Source organism: Kribbella sp. NPDC050820 (assembly GCF_040653975.1).
GTDB lineage: Bacteria > Actinomycetota > Actinomycetes > Propionibacteriales > Kribbellaceae > Kribbella.
The window spans coordinates 67,767-88,224 of record NZ_JBFAHB010000018.1 but is presented as its reverse complement, the minus strand read 5'-3'; the positions used below and the strand labels follow the sequence as shown (position 1 = coordinate 88,224).

The window sequence follows — 20,458 nt, the reverse complement described above, 5'->3', positions numbered from 1 at the left end:
CTTGGTCCGTCGGCTACCTGATGGACTTCAGTGCGAAGTCCTCGGTGACCGGCTCGCCTACGAGCAGGCGGGTGGTGCGGGTTTGGGGCTTGTAGCCGTCCTTGGCGGCGATCAGGGTGAGCGGGTTGTTGCGACGGTCCAGCCAGTAGGCGTACTTGCCGTCGTCATCGGTGATGAAGGTGTAGGACTGGGCCCACGAGTCGACCTGCACGATCGCCCCCGGGAGCGGAGCCGTGACACCGGTCGAGCTGACGCCCGTGACGGTGCCCTGCAGCTTGCTCCAGGTGGTCGGCGGGGTGACGTTCATCGTCACGCCCACCGGGGCGACCTGGTACGGCGTGTTCTCGCCGATCGTGACCGAGCCGCTGTAGGTACCCGGCTGGTCCACGCTCGCGGTGAGCGTGACCTTGACCGTCGTCGACGCGCCCGGGGCCAGCGTGGCCTCGGTCTTGTCGATGGACAGCCAGCTCACGTCCGCCGACGACTCGGCGCAGTCCTCGAGACCCGGCAGGGCCTCGCTGTCCACCGTGGCGGTGAAGCCACCGGAGGAACCGCCGACCTTGTAGAAGCCGCAGGCCGCGCCACCGCGGTACCGCGGCAGGTTGGCGTTCGGCAGCGCCGACCAGGCGTCGGCCGCCGGGTCGTACGCCATACCGGCGTTGGTCACCGCGCCGGCCTGGACACCGCCGACGACCAGCAGCTTGCCACCGGCGACGGCGTACGACGCCGCCCAGTGGTCAGCCGGGGCCTGGGCGATCGGGGACCAGGCGTTGGTGCCCGGGTCGTAGACGTACGCCGACTTCTCCGAGGTCGAGCCGTCGTTGCCACCGGCGCAGTACAGCTTGCCGTCGATGGCGCCGCAGGACGCGAAGGCGACCGACTTCGGGTAGTTCGGCAGCGTCTCCCAGCTGTTCGCCGTCGCGTCGTACCGCACGACGCTGTTGCTCATCGGGAGGCAGCTGGAGGTCGTGCAGCCACCGACGGCGTACAGCTTGCCGTCGACGACAGCCTGACCGGCCGCAGCCCGCGGAGCCGGGTTCGGGGCAACTGCGGTCCAGGCGTTGGCGGCCGGGTCGTACGACCAGGTGTCCGCGGCCGGACCGGAGGCGCCCCAGCCGGAGCTGGCGATGATCTTGCCGCCCACGACGCCGACGGTGATGGCGTTGCGAGCCCCCGGGAGCGGGGCGATCGCGGTCCAGGCGAGCGTGGCCGGGTCGTACACGTAGCTGTTCCCGGTCGACGCACTACCGTTGCCACCGGCAATCGAGTAGATCTTGCCCTCGAGGTTGACCACCCGGTTGTCCATCACGGTCGACGGGTAGTCGGCGATGTCGGTCCACGGAGCCGCGAGCGGCTTCGCGACGGCCGGCGAGCCGGCCATCTTGCCCGACAGCTTGCTGCCGAACGAGGTCGGGACCTCGAGCCGCTGCAGCGGGGCACCGGTGCTGGTCAGCACCTGGGTCTTGCTGGTGGTGGTGCCGTTCGCGTTCTGCAGCACGAAGCCGCCGTCACGCTCACCGAACTTCACCTCGACCGGCGCACCGCCGGTGTTGGTCACGGTGAACGACTTGGTCACCTTGCCGGTGGGCAGCTTCAGGTTGCCGGAGACGCTGCCCGGGGTGACGGACAGCTTGCCGGCCGCCAACGTGTAGTCGGCTGCCGTGGTCCAGTCGGCCTCCACGTTCACGCTCTGCTGCGAGCTGACGTAGTTGCCGGCCTTCGCGGTGAAGCCCTGCGCGCCGGACTCCGAGGAGTACAGCCAGTAGAAGCCGTCGGCCAGGCCGGTGTCCTCCGGCGTCGCCACGGTGGTGGCGGTCTCCGCGGCGTTGCCGTCGCGGGTGACGACCGCACCGTTCACGGCGCCGTTGGTGTTGGCGTCCTTCACGTTGCCGACGACGATGCCGCCGCCGGTCGGCTCACAGGTGACCTGGCTGCCGATCAGCACGTTGTCGACGATCCACCACCACTCGTACTGCGCGTTGTAGTAGTGGAACCGGACCTGTACGGCGGACTGGCCGGCCGCCTGCGGGATCGCGATCTCCTTGACACCGCGGACGTCCGCGGCCTGCGCGAGCACGGTGGTCCAGGTGGCGCCGCCGTCGATCGACAGGTCGACGTCGGCCTTCTCGCCACCGAGGTAGTTCAGGTCCTGGTTGAACCGGATCACCGGAGCGGTGACCGAGGTCAGGTCCACGACCGGGCTGACCAGCGAGGTGTCCTGCTGGCCACCACCGCCGTACTCGTCGCTGTCGATGATCGCGAACTTGCCGCCACCGCCGGACAGGTTGCCCCGGTTGCCCGGGTCGTCGAACTTCCAGACCTGGCCGTTGCCCTTGTTGTCGACGACGGTCCAGCCACTCGGCGCGGCGCCGGACTCGAACCTCTCGTAGACGCCGTCGGAGCCGTACCTGTAGCCGGGCGCCGTGCTGCAGGCGTCGGTGCGGACCGGGACCGCGATGTTCTTGGTCAGGTTGCCGGTGCCGACCGTGATCGGCTCACTGACCGTCTGGTACCCCGGGTACTGCGCCACGACCTTCAGCGTGTACGCCGCGCTGGACGGCACCTGCAGGCTGAACCGGCCGTTGGTCGGGGTGGTGTAGTCGAACACGCCGCCCGGACCCTCGACGCTCACCTTCGCGTACAGCGGCCAGCCGTGGCCGGAGCCGTCCGAGATGGTGCCGCCGACGTTGACCTGCGGAGCGCTCGCGAGGGCGTAGTTCTTCGTGGTGGTGGCGCCGGTGGTGATCGTGGCGGTGTCGGTCTGGGTCACGTACCCGAACGACGCCACGGTCAGGTTGTAGCTGCCGGCCGGCAGGACCGACGAGAAGGCGCCGGTGCTGCTGGTGGTGAGGACGCGGTCGGGCTGGCCGTCGGCCTTCACCGTCACGCTCGCGCCGGCCAGCGGGGAGCCGCCGGTCGCCGCGGTCACCGTGCCGGCCAGGGTGCCGGTGTCACCGATCGGAGCGCCGTTCAGCAGAGCCAGCGCGTCCAGACGGCCCTGGCCGTAGACGTTGTTGTTCTCCGCCGTACCACCGCACTGGGCGTCGGCCTTGTCGATCGCGGTGCTGTTCAGCAGCGCGCGGGTCGCGTCGACGTCACTCTTCAGCGCCGGCGCGGCCGACCACAGCAGCGCGACGGCGCCCGCGAGGTGCGGGGTGGCCATCGACGTGCCGTTGAAGTTGCCGTAGGTGCTGCCCGGCAGGCTGGACCGGACGTTCACACCCGGGGCCGAGATGTTCGGCTTGATCGTGTTGTTCTGGCCGACACCACGGCCGGAGAACGACGCGATGTTGTTGTTGATGTCGTAGGCCCCGACCGAGTAGTTGCTGGCCAGGGAGCCCGGTGACCCGCTGCTCTGGCAGCCGAGCGAACCGCTGTTGCCGTTCGCCCACGCGCCGAAGATGCCGGACGCCTTCCAGGCATTGGTGATGTCCTCCATGAACGGGTCGTTGGAGGGCAGCTGCGAACCCCACGAGTTGTTGATGATGTCCGGCCGCTTGCTGGCGTCCGGGTTCTGCCCGTTGAGGTCGGTCGGCTCGAGCATCCACTGACCGGAGTTGATCAGGGCCGCGTCGCTCGGGCAGCAGCCGTTCGCGGCGATCCACTTGACCGCCGGCGCGACGCCGATCTGGTTGCCCGCGCCGTCGTCGCCGACCATGGTGCCCATCGTGTGGGTGCCGTGGCCGTTGCCGTCGGACGGTGCGGTCGGCGAGGTGCCGGCCGCGTCGAACCAGTTGTAGTTGTGGTCGAACGTCCCGTCGGCGTTCTTGCCGCGGTAGCTGTTCACCAGCGCCGGGTGGTCGTACTGCACCCCGGTGTCGATGTTGGCGATGACGATGCCCGCGCCCTTGTCGCCGTACTGCGACCAGACGTCGTCGGCGTTGATGTTGGCGATACCCCACTCGAGCGCGTTGATCTCGTGGTTCTGCTCGCCCGGCGTGACCGGCGGCACCTCGATCGCGACCGGGTTGTACAGCCCCTCGACCTCGGCGTGGCCGGCCAGCTTCTGGGCCAGCTCGAGCGTGCCGCTGTTGATCCGGATCGCGTTGGTGCCCCAGAACGCCTGGTACTTGACCTTCTGCGCGTCCAGTTCGGCGCGCACCTTGACCTGGCTGTCGGCCGCGGTCTTCCTCAGCGCCGCCGCGACTGCGGTGCCGCGCTCGTTCCAGTCGGTGATCCGGCTGGCGGCGGTCAGGTCGGCCTTGGCGGCGAACCGGACCCAGTAGTCGGTCGCGGCCTTCGCGTCCTTGCCGTCCAGCTTGGCCATCAGGTCCGGCTTGATCTTGCTCGCCGCCTGCTCGGGCTTGGTGGGCGGTGCGGCCTGGGCCTGGCCGGCGGCGGCCATCCCGGTCGCGACGACGGCCACCGTCGCCAGGGCGCCGACCAGGGATCTGGCCAGGCCCCTTCTTCGTTGATGTGACATCTCTGCAGCCCCTCACTCGTAACGACCCCGAGTCGACTCCCCCGAGTCATCTGGTGCAGAGGTGCAGGCCGCGGTCCGCACGGGCGGTTGGTCCGTGGCGCGAACGCTGCGTGCCCCCCAGGTCGCGGCATGTGACACCGCGAGCCTGACGTGGACCTTATGTGTCAGAACAACGTGGTAACAAGCACACTTCGTAAGCAAGATGTGACTAACCGTCGCACCGATCCAGGCAAAGTAGTCAAAGGTTGGCAGTTCGTTGACGATCCAAGGCAGAGGTTGACATCGTGATCAGATGGTCACCGCCCGTGTCCCCGCCCCAGCGGACGTCGATCTGACCACGTCCGACCGGAAGGCTTTCCCACTGCTGATCGCGGTGGCGGCCTCACCGGAAGACCGTGTCCGGCTCGCCGAACGTGTCGACGACGTCGCGCCGCTGCTCCTCGTGTCCAGCCTGGACGAACTGCGCCGGCTGCTGGTCCCCGGCCGGCAACCACCGCCCGCCCCCGAACAGCCCGAGCCGCCCGAGCCCGTCGAGGTCGACGCGACGTCCGCGAAGGCGACCGACGGCGACCCCGACGCCGACGTGCTGACCATCGACCGGCTGCGCGCGGTCGCCCAGTGGCGCGACCGCGAGGTCCAGCTCACCGAGCTCGAGCACGACCTGCTCAGCCGGCTGATGTCGGCGCCGCTACGGGTCTGGACGTACGACGCCCTGCACCAGACCGTCTGGCGAAACCGCCACCTGCGCGGCACCGCCGACATCCACTCGGTGGTGAAGCGGCTGCGCCGCAAACTCGACGACCTCGGCACCACGGTCACCATCGACGCGGTCCGCGGGATCGGGTTCCGGCTCACCGATCACCAACGGCCGGCGATCACCAACCTGCGGGCGGGGTAGTTTCAGCAGCTGTGACGTTCTCAGCGCTGAGCCACCTCGAATGCCCGCGGTGCGGGACCGTGCGCGACGCCGATCAGGTGATCGGGCTGTGCCCGTGCGGATCACCGTTGCTGGCGCGGTACGACGTACGTGCGGTGACGCTGACCAAGGACGAGCTGGCCGCGCGGCCGCCGGATCTGTGGCGGTACCACGAACTGTTGCCGGTGCGGGCGCCGGAGAACGTGGTGACCCTGGGGGAGGGGATGACGCCGCTGCTGCCGCTGCCGCGGTACGGGCGCGAGGTCGGGGTCGACCGGCTGCTGATGAAGGACGAGGGACTGATCCCGACCGGCACCTTCAAGGCCCGTGGCGCGGCGGTCGGCGTGTCTCGCGCGTACGAGGTCGGCGTACGGCGGATCGCGATGCCGACCAACGGGAACGCGGGGTCGTCGTGGGCCGCGTACGCCGCCCGCGCCGGGATGGAGGCGTTGATCGCGATGCCGGTCGCGGCTCCGGAGATCTGCCGGCGCGAGGTGAAGGTGGTCGGCGCGCGGCTGCACCTGGTCGACGGGCTGATCGGCGACGCGGCGGCGTACATCCGCGAGCAGGAGGGGTACTTCGACGTCTCGACGCTGAAGGAGCCCTACCGGATCGAGGGCAAGAAGACGATGGGCCTCGAGATCGCCGAGCAGCTCGGCTGGCGGATGCCCGACGTGATCCTTTACCCGACCGGTGGCGGGGTCGGCATCATCGGGATCTGGAAGGCGCTGGTCGAGCTTCGCGAGCTCGGCTGGGTCGACGGGCCGTTGCCGCGACTGGTCGCCGTACAGTCGACCGGCTGTGCGCCGATCGTGCAGGCGTACGAGAAGGGCCTGCCCGAGAGCGAGCCGTGGCCGGACGCCCAAACCATTGCCTTCGGCATCACGGTCCCGAAGGCGCTCGGCGATTTCCTCGTCCTGCAAGCGATCGCGGACACCGACGGCTGCGCCGTTGCCGTCGACGACGAATCCATCCTGGCCGAACAACACCTGCTCGCCCGCCTGGAAGGCACCTTCATCTGCCCCGAAGGCGCTGCCACCTTCGCCGCCGTACGCCGCCTCCGCGACTCCAACTGGATCCACCCCGACGACCAGGTAGTCGCCCTCAACACCGGCCTCGGCCTCAAATACCCAGAAACCGTCCCGCTCTGATCCAGCCCCGCGCATGTGGTCGGTCCCACGTCCCGGCGTGAGCCGGAGCAGGATCCACCCCGTCCTCCGGCGGGTCTCCGCGGGTATCCGATCCAGAACCGACATCCTCGCCCCCTTGTTGTGGGGGCGAGGATCTCACGCCGCGGGTCAGGTTGGGATCCGCGCCGCGCCTCTGTTCATTCCGCAGTCCGTCGGCTCTCGCGGGGAGGTCGGCTCGCGGCACACCGCAGTCCCATGCGCCCGTCAGTTCAGTTGACTCGGCGAAGGCGCCGGCCGCGCCGTCGAGCGCGAGCGACAGCTCGCAACTCGCCGCGTGGGTCAGGCCTGGCCGCGGCGGACGGCGAGGATGTGGGCTGGTTCGCCGTTGGGGTCGAGTTTGATGTAGTTCTGCTGGCCCCAGCGCCAGGTGGCTCCGCTGATCTCGTCGTACACGGTGAAGGTGTCCTCGGGGCGCATGCCGAGTGCGGCCATGTCGAGGTGGACCATCGACTCGCGGACCGAGTGCGGGTCGGTGTTCACCACGACGATGAGTGTGTCGCTGTGCCCGTCCGGCGCGGTGATCCGCTTCGAGTAGCACATGATCGCCTCGTCCTCGACCGTGTGCAGCGACAGGTTGCGCAGCTGCTGCAGGGCGGGGTGGCGCCGGCGGATGTTGTTCAGCAGGGTCAGGTACGGCGCCAGCGTGCGCCCCTCGGCGGCAGCGGCGTCCCAGTCCCGCGGGCGGAGCTGGAACTTCTCGGTGTCCAAGTACTCCTCCGAGCCCGGCCGCAGCGCGACGTGCTCGAACAGCTCGTACCCGGCGTACACACCCCAGGTCGGTGACGAGGTCGCCGCGATCGCCGCCCGGATCTTGAACGCGCCCGGGCCGCCGTACTGCAGGTAGGCGGTGAGGATGTCGGGCGTGTTGACGAAGAAGTTCGGCCGCAGGAAGTGCGCGGTCTCCTGGGTCAGCTCCTGCAGGTACTCCTCCAGCTCCCACTTCTCGTTGCGCCAGGTGAAGTAGGTGTAGGACTGGTGGAAGCCGACCTTGGCCAGCTCGCGCATCATCGGCCGCCGGGTGAACGCCTCGGACAGGAACACCACGTCCGGGTCGGTCTTGCGGATCTCACCGAGCAGGTACTCCCAGAAGTTGACCGGCTTGGTGTGCGGGTTGTCGACCCGGAACACGGTCACCCCGTGCGAGATCCACAGCTTGACGATCCGCAGCACCTCGGCGTAGATGCCCTCGGGGTCGTTGTCGAAGTTGATCGGGTAGATGTCCTGGTACTTCTTCGGCGGGTTCTCGGCGTACGCGATCGAGCCGTCCGCGCGGACGCTGAACCACTTCGGGTGCTCCTTCACCCACGGGTGGTCCGGTGACGCCTGCAGTGCCAGGTCGATGGCGACCTCGAGCCCGACCTCGCGGGCCCGGCCGACGAAGTACGCGAAGTCCTCGAAGGTGCCGAGCTCGGGGTGGATCGCGTCGTGGCCGCCGTCCTCGGAGCCGATCGCCCACGGCGAGCCGGGGTCACCCGGCTTCGGGTCGAGGGTGTTGTTCGGGCCCTTGCGGAACGAGTGGCCGATCGGGTGGATCGGCGGCACGTAGAGGATGTCGAAGCCCATCCCCGCGACCGCGTCCAACCGCTTGGCGGCGGTCCGGAACGTGCCGGACTTCCACTGCCCGGTCTCCTCGTCGTACGACGCTCCCTCCGACCGCGGGAAGAACTCGTACCAGCTGCCGAAGAGCGCGCGCTGCCGGTCGACCCACACCGGGAAAGTCTCCGACGAGGTGATCAGCTCACGCACCGGGTAGCGCCCGAGCGCGGACCGGACCTGCGGCGAGATGCCCGCGGCCAGCCGCGCCTCGGGCGGCAACGCGCCGTTGGCCAGCGCCTGCGCGGCGTCGCCCAGCGTGGCCCGGTCGGCACGTACGGCGGGGGGCACGCCGGCGGCCGCGCGGTCGAAGAACGCGGCGCCCTCGGCGAACATCAGGTCGACGTCCAGGCCGGCCGGCACCTTGATCTCGGCGTTGTGCCGCCAGGTCCCGTACGGGTCGCTCCAGCCCTCGACCGCGAACGTCCACGCGCCCTGCTCCTGCAGCGTCACGTCGACGGTCCAGCGGTCGCTGCCCTGACCGACCGGGGTCATCAGCATCCGTCTGGTCTGCCCACCCGGCGAGGTCAGCACGACGTTCGCGTTCACCGCGTCATGGCCTTCGCGGAAGACCGTTGCCGCGATGGTGAAGGTCTCGCCGACCGCTGCCTTGGCCGGATACGCTCCGGCGTCGACGGTCGGGGTGACGTCGGTGATCGGGATGCGCCCAGTCATGGCGTAGACGAACCTTCCCTGGCTCAAATCAAGATCCGCCGGATTGCGGATTCGGCGGATGCGGACGATATCTGGACAACTTCAGGACTGACGTTAGCGGTTCCCACCGACGACTGGTTACATGTCGTGGTCACGGTTCGGTCCACAGCGTGGACCCCAGGTGACCGAGGGCTGGAAAAGTCTCTGCAAAATCTTGCCTGCGTTGCAAGATCGATGCATCCCGAGGGTGCCTCGCACCGCAAGGGCCGGTACGGTGTCCCGGTGCGAGCGATACGACGATTCTCCGTCCGCCCTGTCCTGCCCGAGCCGCTGACCGGGTTGGGCACCCTGGTGAACAACCTCCGCTGGGCCTGGCACCCGGAGACGCAGGACGTCTTCGAGGCCGTCGACCCGCAGCTGTGGCGGAGCACCGGCGGTGACCCGGTCAAGCTTCTCGGTGAGGTCCCGGCGGCCCGGCTCGACGAGCTGGCCAACGACCACGCCTTCCTGCGCCGGCTGGAGCTGGCCGTAGCCGACCTGAACGGCTACGTGACCGACGACCGCTGGTTCCAGACCGAAGCCGGCTCCCCGGTCAGCTCGGTGGCCTACTTCTCCCCGGAGTTCGGCATCACCCACGTGCTGCCGCAGTACTCCGGCGGTCTCGGCATCCTGGCCGGTGACCACCTCAAGGCGGCCAGCGACCTCGCCGTACCGCTGATCGGTGTCGGCCTCCTGTACCGGCACGGGTACTTCGCCCAGTCGCTGAACCGCGAGGGCTGGCAGCAGGAGCGGTACCCGCTGGTCGACCCGGACGGGCTGCCGATCAGCCTGCTCCGCGACGGCGACGCACCGGCCACCGTCACCCTGACGCTGCCCGGCAACCGTGAGCTCCGCGCGCAGATCTGGGTCGCCCAGGTCGGCCGCGTGCCGCTGCTGATGCTCGACTCCGACATGGAGGAGAACGAGCCCGCCGAGCGCGAGGTGACCGACCGGCTGTACGGGGGCACGACCGAGCACCGGCTGCTCCAGGAGCTGCTCCTCGGCGTCGGCGGTGTCCGCGCCGTCCGCACCTTCTGCCGGATCTCCGGCCACCCGGCGCCCGAGGTGTTCCACACCAACGAGGGCCACGCCGGCTTCCTCGGCATCGAGCGGATCCGCGAGCTCGCCGCCAACGAGGGCCTCGACTTCGACACCGCGCTCGAGGTGGCCCGCGGCGGCACCGTGTTCACCACCCACACCCCGGTGCCGGCCGGGATCGACAGGTTCCCGGTCGAGCTGATCCAGCAGCACTTCTCGCCGGACGCGTTCGGCGAAGGGGTCCCGATCGAGCGGATCCTCGAGCTCGGGGCCGAGGACTTCGAGGGCGGCGACTCCGGCGTCTTCAACATGGCGATCATGGGTCTGCGGCTCGCCCAGCGCGCCAACGGCGTGTCCAAGCTCCACGGCGTGGTCAGCCGGGGGATGTTCGCCGGACTGTGGCCGAGCTTCGACGCGTCCGACGTACCGATCACCTCGATCACGAACGGCGTGCACGCGCCGACGTGGGTGGCGCGGGAGATCAATGACCTCACGCTGGCGACCACCGACACCGCGGACACCGACGGGATCTTCGCCGGTCTGGACAAGACCACCGACGCGCAGATCTGGGAGACCAAGCGGCTGCTGCGGCAGCGGTTCATCGACGACACCCGGGCCCGGGTCCGGCAGTCCTGGCTGAACCGTGGCGCCTCCGAGGCCGAGCTCGGCTGGGTCGACTCGATCCTCGACCCGGACGTCCTGACCGTCGGGTTCGCCCGGCGCGTTCCGTCGTACAAGCGGCTGACGCTGATGCTGAGCGACCCGGCCCGGCTGAAGGCGCTGCTGACGCACCCCGAGCGGCCGATCCAGATCGTCATCGCGGGCAAGGCGCACCCGCACGACGAGGGCGGCAAGAAGCTCATCCAGGAGATGGTCCGGTTCGCCGACGACCCGGAGGTCCGGCACCGGATCGTGTTCGTCCCCGACTACGACATCGCGCTGGCGCAGCCGATGTACCCGGGCTGCGACGTCTGGCTGAACAACCCGCTCCGCCCGTACGAGGCGTGCGGCACGTCCGGCATGAAGGCCGCGCTGAACGGCGCGCTCAACCTGTCCATTCGCGACGGGTGGTGGGACGAGTGGTACGACGACGAGTTCGGCTGGGCGATCCCGTCCGCCGAGGGCATCGAGGACACCGACCGGCGTGACGACCTCGAGGCGCACGCGCTGTACGACCTGATCGAGAAGCAGGTCGCGCCGCGGTTCTACGACGGCGACGTGCCGAGCCGCTGGATCGAGATGCTGCGGCACACGATCAAGGAGCTCGGCCCGAAGGTGCTCGCCACCCGGATGGTCCGCGACTACGTCGAGCGGCTGTACGTCCCGTCCGCGCTGTCCTCGCGCTCTCTCAACGCGACGTACGACGGTGCGCGCGAGCTGGCCGCGTGGAAGAAGAAGGTCCGGGCGGCCTGGCCGCAGATCCGCGTCGACCACGTGGAGCTGCAGGGCCTGGGCGACGTACCGCAGCTTGGAACGACCGTCGGGATCCGCGCCTTCGCGGCGCTGGGCGACCTCGCGCCGGCGGACATCGACGTCGAGGTGATGCACGGTCGCGTCGACTCCAACGACGAGATCAAGGAGCCGGTCCGGGCGTCGCTGTCGCTGGCGGAGACGTACGACGGCAACCGGCACCGCTACGAAGGCGAGCTGAAGCTCGACCGCACCGGCCCCTTCGGCTACACCGTCCGCGTCGTCCCGAAGCACAAGGGACTGGCCAGCCCGGCCGAACTTGGCCTCGCCGCCGGCCCCTCCGACCCGGAGGACCCGTCCACCCCGGACCTGCCTGCCGGCTCCGAGTTCTAACACCCAGGCCCCGCCTGCCTCACCAGGCGGGGCCTACTACTTTCCCACGCACGTCCTTCCCAGGCGCCGCTACGCCCGCTCCTACGTCGCGTGCTCGCGCCTGCTGCACTGTGACGAGCAGGCGCGCGGCTTGGGGGACCGGCTCGTCCGCGTACGTCGCAAAGGAGGCACGGCCCCGAAGCCGTTTGCTTCGGGGCCGTCGTCGTACTAGGTGTGCTCGTTACCGGCGGTTCTTCTTGCGTAGTAGGCCCCAGGGTTTGAAGACCGAGAGGACTATTGCGAACATCAGCAACGTCGGCGAGACGATCGGGGGATAGATCATGTCGCCGAGGGGGATGCCGACGTCTCCTGCTTCGGCGCGGTCGGCGATCTCAGCTACGCCTGGGCGGAGTGAGAGCAGGACCAGGCTGCTCAGGAGCAGGTTGAGGAACAGCTTCACCACGACCCACCAATACTTCGTCAGGCCGTACTTGCCGCCAACTGCCAGCAGCACCCCGGTCACGAGGCAGGTCATGCCGGACACCGTCATCGGCCAGACCGTCACCAGTTCCAGCACCCGGAAGCACAGGATCTTCGTGCTCTCGCTGTCGGTACCGAGGGCGGTGAAGGTCAGGACTGCCATCACCACATCGATGCCCAGCCAGGAGCCGACGGACGCGATGTGCAGTACCAGCACGGCCTTCCGGGTCCTGCCGCCCAGCCGCCACGGCTGCGCCGCCGTGGTCGAGCCCTGCATTGCCGCGCTACTCATCTCCCTCTCCCGTCAGCTCGGATCACTTACCTAGATCCTGAGCGACGGGCCCACCCCACGCGTCGGCCCGACGGAGACACCCGCCGTACGACGGACGTAGTACTGCCGAAGACTTGCAGTCATCAGACGTGGGATTGAACACCAACCGGAGTGTTTGAACAGGTCACCATCTGTTCCAGCTCCCCAGAAGGTGTTCACACCCCCGGCCGTCGCCCGAGCACACCGTTCCGGCGGTCGCCGGAGCAGTTGGCCCCAACAGTCGCCGCAGTACGACGGACGTCGTACGGCCGAAGGAGTTGCAGCCATCGGGCGTGGGGTTGAACACCTACTGGGGTGTTTGAACAACTCACCAGCTGTTCCAGGTCCCGAAGAGGTGTTCACACCCCCGGCCGTCGGCCGAGCACACTCCCAGCCGTCGCCCGAGCACACCACTCCCGCCGTGGTCCGAGCACACCGCTCCGGCAGTCGCCGGAGCAGTTGACCCCAACGGTCGCCGCAGTACGACGGACGTCGTACCGCCGAAGGAGTTGCAGCCATCAGGCGTGGGATTGAACACCAACTGGGGTGTTTGAACAGGTCACCATCTGTTCCAGCTCCCCAGAAGGTGTTCACACCCCCGGCTGCGGGCCGAGCACACCACTCCGGCCGTGGTCCGAGCACACCACTCCGGCCCGCCCTGGAGCACGTCGTCCCCGGACCACGTTGGCCCCGGCACGTCGGCCCCCGGTGGTCGCCGCAGTACGCCGCCCCGTGCGGTCGGCCGAGTGCGCCGTCTCGTGCGGTTGGCCGGAGTGCGTGGCGCCGGTGGTGGGAGTGCGCCGTCCCGTGCGGTCGGTCGGAGTGCGCCGCCCCGGTGGTCGGAGTGCCCGACCCTGGCGGTCGCCGAGCATGCCGCGCTCGGCGGTCGCGAGTGTGGACTACGCCGCTGGGCGTACTAGGTCTACCCACGTGTGGGGGGCACCGGTGGGGGAGGTTATGTAGGAGCGGCCGGTGGGGTGCAGGTCCGGGTTGGATCGGTAGCGCTCGGCCAGTTCCTTGGTGGCGGTTTCGTCTTCGTTGTCGGAGGCAATCAAGAGGGTGGCGATCTGGTCGGTGAGGGGGATGTCGGCGCCGTCGAGGGTGTCGGTCATCGTGCCCCAGTTGTCCCAGAGCAGGAGCTCGTCGCCTTGGAGGTGGGCGAGTTGGTAGTGGACGTAGTTGCGGATGAACCAGCCGCCGCCGATCGGCGACTCGGGCCCGATGCCGAACAGGGACTCGTCGAGGTCGCCGGAGCGCACCCCGAGCCAGACCTCTGCCGCCGACAGGAACGGCCCGCGTGGCGCCTTCAGGAACGGGCCGCGCGGCATGTCCTGCAGGTCGAACTTGTGGTCGCCGGACGGGTCGAGCTGGGCGTCGATCATCACCCAGCGGTCGCCGATCCAGTACTCGGCGACGACGTGGTCGTGGTGGTAGCCGTCGCGGAAGTAGTCGCCGAACCCGATCCGGCTGCGGGCCGGAATCCCCTTGTGCCGAAGGGCCGACACGGTCAGCAGGGTGAAGTCGCGGCAGCAGCCGACGATCCGGTCGAACGGTTCGCGGGGTTCGGCGAGCGCGGTGCCGTTGCGGTTCTGGTCGGTGGTCAGCATCGACGAGACCCACCGGTGGTCGATCTCGGCGAGCCGCTCGCCGGTGAACTCGATCCCGCCGCCGCGGTAGTGGATCACCAGGTTGCGGACCACAGCGGCGATCCCGGCGACGTCGTCCGGCAAGGCGTCGTACAGGTGCGCGTGCGCACCCGGGTCGCTGTACGGGGTCTGTACGGCGTAGTCCATCAAAGCTCCCTCAGAGAATGGGTTGGGCGATGTCGACGGCCGGCTGGTCGCGTGGAATCAGGTGACAGTCGGGCCGATAGACCTCACGCGGTGGGCCGGCGGTTGCGGCGCGCGACGTACGGACCCAGTCGGTGACCAGGTCGTAGGCGAGCATGATCCGGGGGTACGCGCACTCGTCCATCGTGATCGTGCAGTACGCCTCCCGGTGCGCCGGCTCGACCCGGATCGCGATCGGCCCGGACGGATCCACCAGCCCCTCGAACGGCACGCACACCTCGACGGTCGCCTCGGACTCCGGCGTTACCGGGCCGTGGTAGATCACCCACGACTCGCCGGTCAGCGTCGCGCCGGCGTCGGTGAGGTACCGGCGGATGGTGTCGGTCGAGGTCACGATCACGCCGATCAGCGACTGCTGGTCGGTGTCGTCCCGGATCGTCGCGATCTTCGTCTCCGGTACGGCGCGTGTCAGCACCGGCCGGGGTGACAGACCGGGCGTACCCGATCGCGAGAGGCGGTCCCGGAGGTACTTGAGCGTCGCCCGCCGGGCCGCGGTGGTCGCCTCCTCGGCCGCCCACCACCGGTCCAGGCGGATGAGACCTTCCTCGTCCGATCCCGCGAGTACTTCGGCGATCGTGGTGAGTGGCATGTCCAGCTGCCGCAACACGCTGATCCGGCGCGCCCGCTCGAGCTGCTCCTCGCCGTACAGCCGGTACCCGTTGGTCGGGTCGACCTGCGCGGGTGGCAGCAGCCCGGACACGTCGTACAACCGCAAGGCCTTGTGAGACAGCCCGGTACGGCGGCCGAACTCGCTGATCGTCAACACGCGCCCATCAAACCCCCTGCCCCAGGGGCAAAGTAAAGAAATCCCACCCGTGGGGATGGGGCTAGTGCGGTCTGGTGGGGAAGGCGTGCAGGTCCGGCTCTACCCAGCCGTGTCGGGCAGCGGGGGAGGCGAGCGTGCGGGAGTTGTAGAAGCGGGTCAGGAGGCGTTTGTCGAGTAACCCCGGGTTGCGGGTCAACAACTCGTCGAAGGACTCACCGGGGGACTCGCCCATGTGGTACGCCGTGAGCTCGACCCAAGCGCGGCTGACTGTCGCGTTGTACTTCTGCGGCGCCCCGGCGTACCGCGCCGTCCGCTGGATCCCGTCGCTGATCAGCGAGACCGCGGCAGCAGTCCCACACCGCCGTACGGCGAGCCACGTCAGCTGCACGTGCTCCCGGTGACCGAACCGGTCCGCGCGGGCCATCACCTCACCCATCAACTCGTCGAACTCGCTCATACCGCCCCCAACGCCGTCAGCACCCGTCGTGCCTGCTTCACCGAACCAGCCGGAACCCCAGCCAGCGCCCGCTCTTCCAACTCCGCGGAGGCCTGCTGCACCCGCCCCGCGCTCTCCACACCAACCCGGGTCAGCGAGATCTCCACCGCCCGCCGATCACCCGGCCGCGGCGCTCGCCTGATCTGCCCCTTCTGCTCCAGCCGATCCAGTACGCCGGTCAGCGTCGTCGGCCGCACGCCCGCCGCAGCCCCCAGCTCCGTCACGGTCCGCCCGCGACCGTCGGCCAGGTTCGCCAGCACGTTCGTCTCGGAAGCCGTCAGCCCCAGGTCGGCCAGCTCCGTCCCCAGCACCTGCAACGTCACATGCGTGGCCCGCTGCAGCAAGACCAGCAACAACTCATCTTCCACGGATCCAGATTATCCGGATCCGTAGTATCAGCCAAGCGTGTTTGCCGGCAGAGCAGCGAGCAAGGCGTCGGCGTGCCGGCGGTAGCCGAGGTTGTTGGGGTGGAAGCTGTCCGGGGCAAGCATGCCGCGCCACGGCGGACGAGCATGCCGGGACACCTCCGCAACGGTCAGCCCGCGGCCGGTTGCGGTCGTGCTGATGAACTGGTTGATACCGGTGACGTACGGGCTGCAGACGCCACCCACCCGCCAGAACCGGTCCGGCACCGTCAGGTCCATCATCACCGACGACGACGGCAGCCGGTCGATCACCGACCGCAGATGCGTCCGGAAGCGTCGCGGCGGCGTGGCGAGGATGTCGTTGTTCCCGATCCCACACGTGACCAGATCGGCCCGGAGTCCTTCGATCAGCGGCAGTTGGTCTTCCAGCACATGCCGAGTCTGCGCACCCGACCGCGACAGATTGACGACCCGCCACGGACTGCCCGTCCGACGCAGTGCGTTCAGCACCTGCCCGACGTACCCATGTAAAGGCGACGACGCCCCGAGCCCCTGCGCAGTCGAGTCCCCAAGCACGACCCAGAGCGGCCCTTCGGCCGCGAGCGCCTGCTCGTTCTGCCGCCGCCAGAAGTCCGCGTAGGTCCGCGCCTGCACATCAAGCAGCGCCACCCCGTCGACCCACTTCTGAAACGCATAACGCGAGCGAGTCCGCTCCGCCTCACCCCACCGGGTCACGGCTCGGTGCAGCACGCCGATCGGCGTCGTCCGTTCGCGAACCGGCCCACGTCGCAGAAAAAACATCGGTCCCCCCAGACATGAACAGAAGGTGACCAACGAATGTACTGGAGGAAGGTTAACGACCTGAGCGCCCGTACTAGAGCGCGCGCAGCAGCACCAGGCAGCGAGGGGCGAGCGGGACGGTGGCGCCGGCTTCGACCTCGGTCACCATCGAGTTGCTGGTGTCGAGGACCACCTCGTACGCCGGGGCCCAGGAGGCGTCCGGTACGACGACCTGACGGGTCTCCGGGGTCGCGTTCAGGGCGAGGAGGAACGAGCTGTCGGTCAGCGCGTTGCCGGCGGCGTCGGTGGCGCGGAGGGCATCACCGGCCAGGAACATCCCGATCGTCCGGAGGTTGCCGTCGTACCAGTCGGCCTCGGTCATCTCGCCGCCGTGCGGTGCGATCCAGGACAGGTCCTTGCGGCCGCCGCCTTCCATCACCGGCTGCCCGGAGAAGTAGTGCCACTGCCGCAGCACCGGGTGCGCCGCCCGCAACGCGATCAGCTTCTTCGTCAGCTCGAGATGGTCCGACCAGGCCTCGGGCAACGACCAGTCGAACCAGGAGAGCTCGTTGTCCTGGCAGTACGCGTTGTTGTTGCCGTGCTGCGTCCGGCCGCACTCGTCGCCGGCGGTGAGCATCGGCACGCCGGTCGACAGGATCAGCGTAGACATCAGGTTCGCCATCTGCCGTTTCCGCAACGCGATCACGGCCGGGTCGGCGGTCTCGCCCTCGACGCCACAGTTCCAGGACCGGTTGTCGTCGGTGCCGTCCCGGTTGTCCTCGTGGTTGGCCTCGTTGTGCTTGTGGTCGTAGCTGACCAGGTCGCGCAGCGTGAACCCGTCGTGGGCGGTGACGAAGTTGATCGACGCGTACGGGTAGCGCCCGTCGTCGCCGTACAGGTCGCTGGACCCGGACAGCCGGTAGGCGAGGTCCTTCACGCCGTCGGAGGTGTTCCGCCAGACGTCGCGCACGCTGTCGCGGAACTTGCCGTTCCACTCCGACCACGGGGTGCCGAAGTTGCCGACCTGGTAGCCGAACGGTCCGATGTCCCACGGCTCGGAGATCAGCTTGACCCGGCCGAGCACCGGATCCGCCGCGACCTCGGCCAGAAACGGGTGGTCGATGGTGTCCACCTCGTGCCGCTCGTTGCGGATCAGGGTCACCGCCAGGTCGAACCGGAACCCGTCGACGCCCATCTCCTCGACCCAGTACCGCAGCGAGTCCATCATCAGCCGCCGGACCTGCGGGTGCGAGGTGTCGACCGAGTTGCCGGTGCCGGTCACGTCGTACGTCGTCCCGCCGTGCCCCAACCGGTAGTACGCCCGGTTGTCGATCCCGCGGAAGCTCAGCGTCGGCCCGTCGAAGCCGCCCTCGGCGGTGTGGTTGTAGACCACGTCCAGGATCACTTCGATGCCCGCGGCATGGAACGCGGCCACCATCGCCTTGAACTCCGCGACCTGCTCACCGCGGGAGCCCGACGACGCGTACGGCGCGTGCGGCGCGAAGTACCCCAGGCTGTTGTAACCCCAGTAGTTCGGCAGTCCGCGAGCCGCGATCGCCGGCTCGGTGAGGAAGTGGTGGATCGGCAACAACTCGACCGAGGTGACCCCGAGGTCGGTGAGGTACGCGATCACGGACGGATGCGCGAGTCCGGCATACGTCCCGCGTTGGTGCTCGGGTACGTCGGGATGCCGCTTGGTGAACCCCTTGGTGTGCAGTTCGTAGATGACCGTCTCGCCCCAGTGCACCGGGCGGCTGATCGGGGGCGGCGGCTCCGACTCGGCGACGACCACGCCGACCGGGACGTGGCCGGCGGAGTCTCCGTCGGAGGAGTCGTAGATCAGCGGACTGGAGTAGTCGAGCGATCCGTCGATGGCTCGCGCGTACGGGTCGAGCAGCAGCTTGGACGGGTTGAACCGCAGGCCGTGGGACGGATCGAACGGTCCGTGCACGCGGTAGCCGTACCGTTGCCCATGGCCCACTCCGGGCGCGAAGCCGGTCCAGAACTCACCGGTATGGGCCAGATCAAGGTTCCGCTGGCTGCCGTCGTCGGCGATCAGCGCCAGCTCGACGCGCTCCGCGGCGGGAGCCCACAGCGTGAAGGTCGTGCCATCGGTCTGGACCACTGCCCCCAGGTGGAGCCCGGTGTCGAGAGCACTCGGGGCGGCGGTCGCTTCGGTCACCGGCACATTCTGCACAAGACCTCTCAAAACGGCGCGGGTGTGGGGTGAGTTATCGATAACAATGTTGGTTGTGCTCATGAGAGGGTAGTTGCGAACGACTCTGCGCAATGATACAAACGCACGAACCGTTATTAAGTTACCTGAACCCACCCCCTGCAGGTGACTCGGTGGCCGGCCCAACTCCTGGCCGGCGTCGTTGCCCCCGACATGTTCCCGCTCTCGAGCCGGAGCCGAGGAGAGACACCCGAATGCGATTTTCGTCCAGGCTGGCCGGTGTGCTGGCCGCTGCCGTACTGGCCATCTCGCTGGCCGCCTGTGGGGACAACGGAGGATCCGGTGGCGGGTCCGACGCGAAAGTCCCCGACGACCCGGCGCAGGTGAAGGGGGACATCACCTACGCGATCTGGGACGTCAACCAGCAACCCGCGATGCAGGAGATCGTCAAGGCGTTCAACCAGAAGTACCCGAACGTCAAGGTCTCGATCTCGCTGGCCACCTTCGACCAGTACTTCACCAAGCTGAAGACGCAGGGCTCCTCGGACAACCTGCCCGACGTGTTCTGGATGAACGGCCCGAACTTCCAGCTGTTCGCCGCCAACAAGCAGCTTGCGACCCTGGAGGGCCTGACCTCTGACAAAGACGGGGCCAAGCAGGTCGACCCGGCCAACTACCCGAAGGCGCTGAACGAGCTGTACTCGCTGGACGGCAAGCAGTACGGGATTCCGAAGGACTTCGACACGATCGCGCTGTGGTACAACAAGCGCCTGTTCGCCGAGGCCAAGGTGGCCCCGCCGACCGCGGACTGGACCTGGGACGACTACAAGGCCGCCGCGGTCAAGCTGAAGGCCGCGCTCGGCCCGAAGAACATCTGGGCCAGCGGCGACACCCTCGGCACCCAGGCCGACTTCTACCCGGCGATGCTCAGCAACGGCGGCTTCGTGGTCAAGGACGGCAAGTCCGGGTACGGCGACCCGAAGTCGGTCGAGGCGCTGCAGTTCTGGTCCGACATGGTGAAGAACGGCTACACCCCGACGGCCGCGCAGAACGCCGAGACCAAGAGCCAGGACCGGTTCTTCGACGGCAAGGCCGCGATGATGTGGAACGGCAACTGGGTGGTGTCGGCGGCGCTGAAGTCGCCGTACAAGAACGACTTCACTGTGGTGCCGATCCCGAAGGCGCCGACCGGCGAGCGCAAGACGGTGATCCACGGCATCGGCAACGTGATGAGCGCGAAGTCGAAGAACCCGCAGGCGGCGGCCGCGTTCCTGGCCTTCCTCGGCACCAAGGACGCAGCGCTGGTCCAGGCCAAGCTCGGGGCGGCCAACCCGGCCTTCACCGGCACCCAGACCGACTTCGTGAACTCGGCGCCGCAGTACAACCTGAAGACCTACATCGAGGCGGCCGAGCAGTACTCCGAGCCGTACCCGGTGTCCAAGGACACCGCGGTCTGGAACAACCTCGAGATCAACGAGCTCACCCCGGCGATCGGCGGTGACAAACCGATCGCGGACGTCGCCAAGGACGTCGCGACCAAGATGGACGAGGCGCTGGGCAAAGAGCAGTGAGCTCGGCGACCACAACGGACCGCCGGCCC

Annotated in this window: 13 protein-coding genes; 4 read left to right on the top strand and 9 right to left on the bottom strand. The window is 68.6% G+C overall.

The annotated features are described in order from the left end of the window. Positions 1-13: 13 nt before the first annotated feature. Positions 14-4,423, bottom strand: a complete 4,410-nt coding sequence (locus AB0H36_RS18325) for a S8 family serine peptidase (protein WP_360524038.1) — start codon at positions 4,421-4,423, stop codon at positions 14-16. 292 nt (positions 4,424-4,715) lie between these two features. Between AB0H36_RS18325 and AB0H36_RS18320 the strand changes: the two genes are divergently transcribed. Then, positions 4,716-5,321, top strand: a complete 606-nt coding sequence (locus AB0H36_RS18320) for a winged helix-turn-helix domain-containing protein (RefSeq protein ID WP_360524035.1) — start codon at positions 4,716-4,718, stop codon at positions 5,319-5,321. A gap of 11 nt (positions 5,322-5,332) precedes the next feature. Next, entirely contained in the window at positions 5,333-6,490 is a 1,158-nt protein-coding gene (locus tag AB0H36_RS18315) for a threonine synthase (RefSeq protein ID WP_360524032.1), read from the top strand. A 318-nt stretch (positions 6,491-6,808) separates the two neighbouring features. Here the strand turns inward: AB0H36_RS18315 and AB0H36_RS18310 are convergent, their stop codons facing one another. Next, positions 6,809-8,797, bottom strand: coding sequence for an alpha-1,4-glucan--maltose-1-phosphate maltosyltransferase (locus AB0H36_RS18310; RefSeq protein ID WP_360524029.1), 1,989 nt, complete (start codon positions 8,795-8,797; stop codon positions 6,809-6,811). A gap of 261 nt (positions 8,798-9,058) precedes the next feature. Here AB0H36_RS18310 and glgP point away from each other — a divergent pair, with 261 nt between their 5' ends. After that, positions 9,059-11,656, top strand: coding sequence for an alpha-glucan family phosphorylase (gene glgP, locus AB0H36_RS18305; protein WP_360524026.1), 2,598 nt, complete (start codon positions 9,059-9,061; stop codon positions 11,654-11,656). A 220-nt stretch (positions 11,657-11,876) separates the two neighbouring features. On the opposite strand, the gene AB0H36_RS18300 is transcribed toward glgP, so the two are convergent. The 7 genes from AB0H36_RS18300 to glgX form a co-directional block, all read right to left on the bottom strand. Further along, positions 11,877-12,407: a hypothetical protein gene (locus AB0H36_RS18300; protein WP_360524023.1), complete on the bottom strand. Its 531-nt coding sequence runs from the start codon at positions 12,405-12,407 to the stop codon at positions 11,877-11,879. Between the two features lie 917 nt (positions 12,408-13,324). Then, positions 13,325-14,218 carry a transglutaminase domain-containing protein gene (locus tag AB0H36_RS18295; protein WP_360524020.1) on the bottom strand — a complete coding sequence of 298 codons (894 nt, stop codon included), beginning with the start codon at positions 14,216-14,218 and terminating at the stop codon, positions 13,325-13,327. Between the two features lie 10 nt (positions 14,219-14,228). After that, the gene (locus AB0H36_RS18290; RefSeq protein WP_360524017.1) at positions 14,229-15,041 is read right to left on the bottom strand and encodes a MerR family transcriptional regulator; all 813 of its coding nucleotides are present in this window, start codon (positions 15,039-15,041) and stop codon (positions 14,229-14,231) included. A 61-nt stretch (positions 15,042-15,102) separates the two neighbouring features. Further along, positions 15,103-15,498 carry a hypothetical protein gene (locus tag AB0H36_RS18285; RefSeq protein ID WP_360524014.1) on the bottom strand — a complete coding sequence of 132 codons (396 nt, stop codon included), beginning with the start codon at positions 15,496-15,498 and terminating at the stop codon, positions 15,103-15,105. Beyond that, entirely contained in the window at positions 15,495-15,905 is a 411-nt protein-coding gene (locus tag AB0H36_RS18280; protein ID WP_360524011.1) for a MarR family transcriptional regulator, read from the bottom strand. Before AB0H36_RS18280 ends, AB0H36_RS18285 begins: the two co-directional genes overlap by 4 nt. Positions 15,906-15,932: 27 nt before the next feature. Next, a complete protein-coding gene (locus AB0H36_RS18275) occupies positions 15,933-16,703 on the bottom strand; it encodes an SGNH/GDSL hydrolase family protein (protein WP_360524008.1) in 771 nt (256 codons plus the stop codon). Positions 16,704-16,776: 73 nt separating this feature from the next. Beyond that, a complete protein-coding gene (gene glgX, locus AB0H36_RS18270; protein ID WP_360524004.1) occupies positions 16,777-18,864 on the bottom strand; it encodes a glycogen debranching protein GlgX in 2,088 nt (695 codons plus the stop codon). Between the two features lie 248 nt (positions 18,865-19,112). On the opposite strand from glgX, the gene AB0H36_RS18265 reads away from it, so the two are divergent. After that, entirely contained in the window at positions 19,113-20,429 is a 1,317-nt protein-coding gene (locus tag AB0H36_RS18265; RefSeq protein ID WP_360524001.1) for a sugar ABC transporter substrate-binding protein, read from the top strand. Positions 20,430-20,458 lie beyond the last annotated feature (29 nt).

Excerpts from the sequence above, each read along its gene's own strand:
- AB0H36_RS18295 (WP_360524020.1), bottom strand. The coding sequence starts at position 14,218 with ATGGACTACGCCGTACAGACCCCGTACAGCGACCCGGGTGCGCACGCG.
- AB0H36_RS18265 (WP_360524001.1), top strand. The coding sequence starts at position 19,113 with ATGCGATTTTCGTCCAGGCTGGCCGGTGTGCTGGCCGCTGCCGTACTG.
- AB0H36_RS18320 (WP_360524035.1), top strand. The coding sequence starts at position 4,716 with ATGGTCACCGCCCGTGTCCCCGCCCCAGCGGACGTCGATCTGACCACG.
- AB0H36_RS18275 (WP_360524008.1), bottom strand. The coding sequence starts at position 16,703 with ATGTTTTTTCTGCGACGTGGGCCGGTTCGCGAACGGACGACGCCGATC.
- AB0H36_RS18310 (WP_360524029.1), bottom strand. The coding sequence starts at position 8,797 with ATGACTGGGCGCATCCCGATCACCGACGTCACCCCGACCGTCGACGCC.
- AB0H36_RS18325 (WP_360524038.1), bottom strand. The coding sequence starts at position 4,423 with ATGTCACATCAACGAAGAAGGGGCCTGGCCAGATCCCTGGTCGGCGCC.
- AB0H36_RS18300 (WP_360524023.1), bottom strand. The coding sequence starts at position 12,407 with ATGAGTAGCGCGGCAATGCAGGGCTCGACCACGGCGGCGCAGCCGTGG.
- AB0H36_RS18285 (WP_360524014.1), bottom strand. The coding sequence starts at position 15,498 with ATGAGCGAGTTCGACGAGTTGATGGGTGAGGTGATGGCCCGCGCGGAC.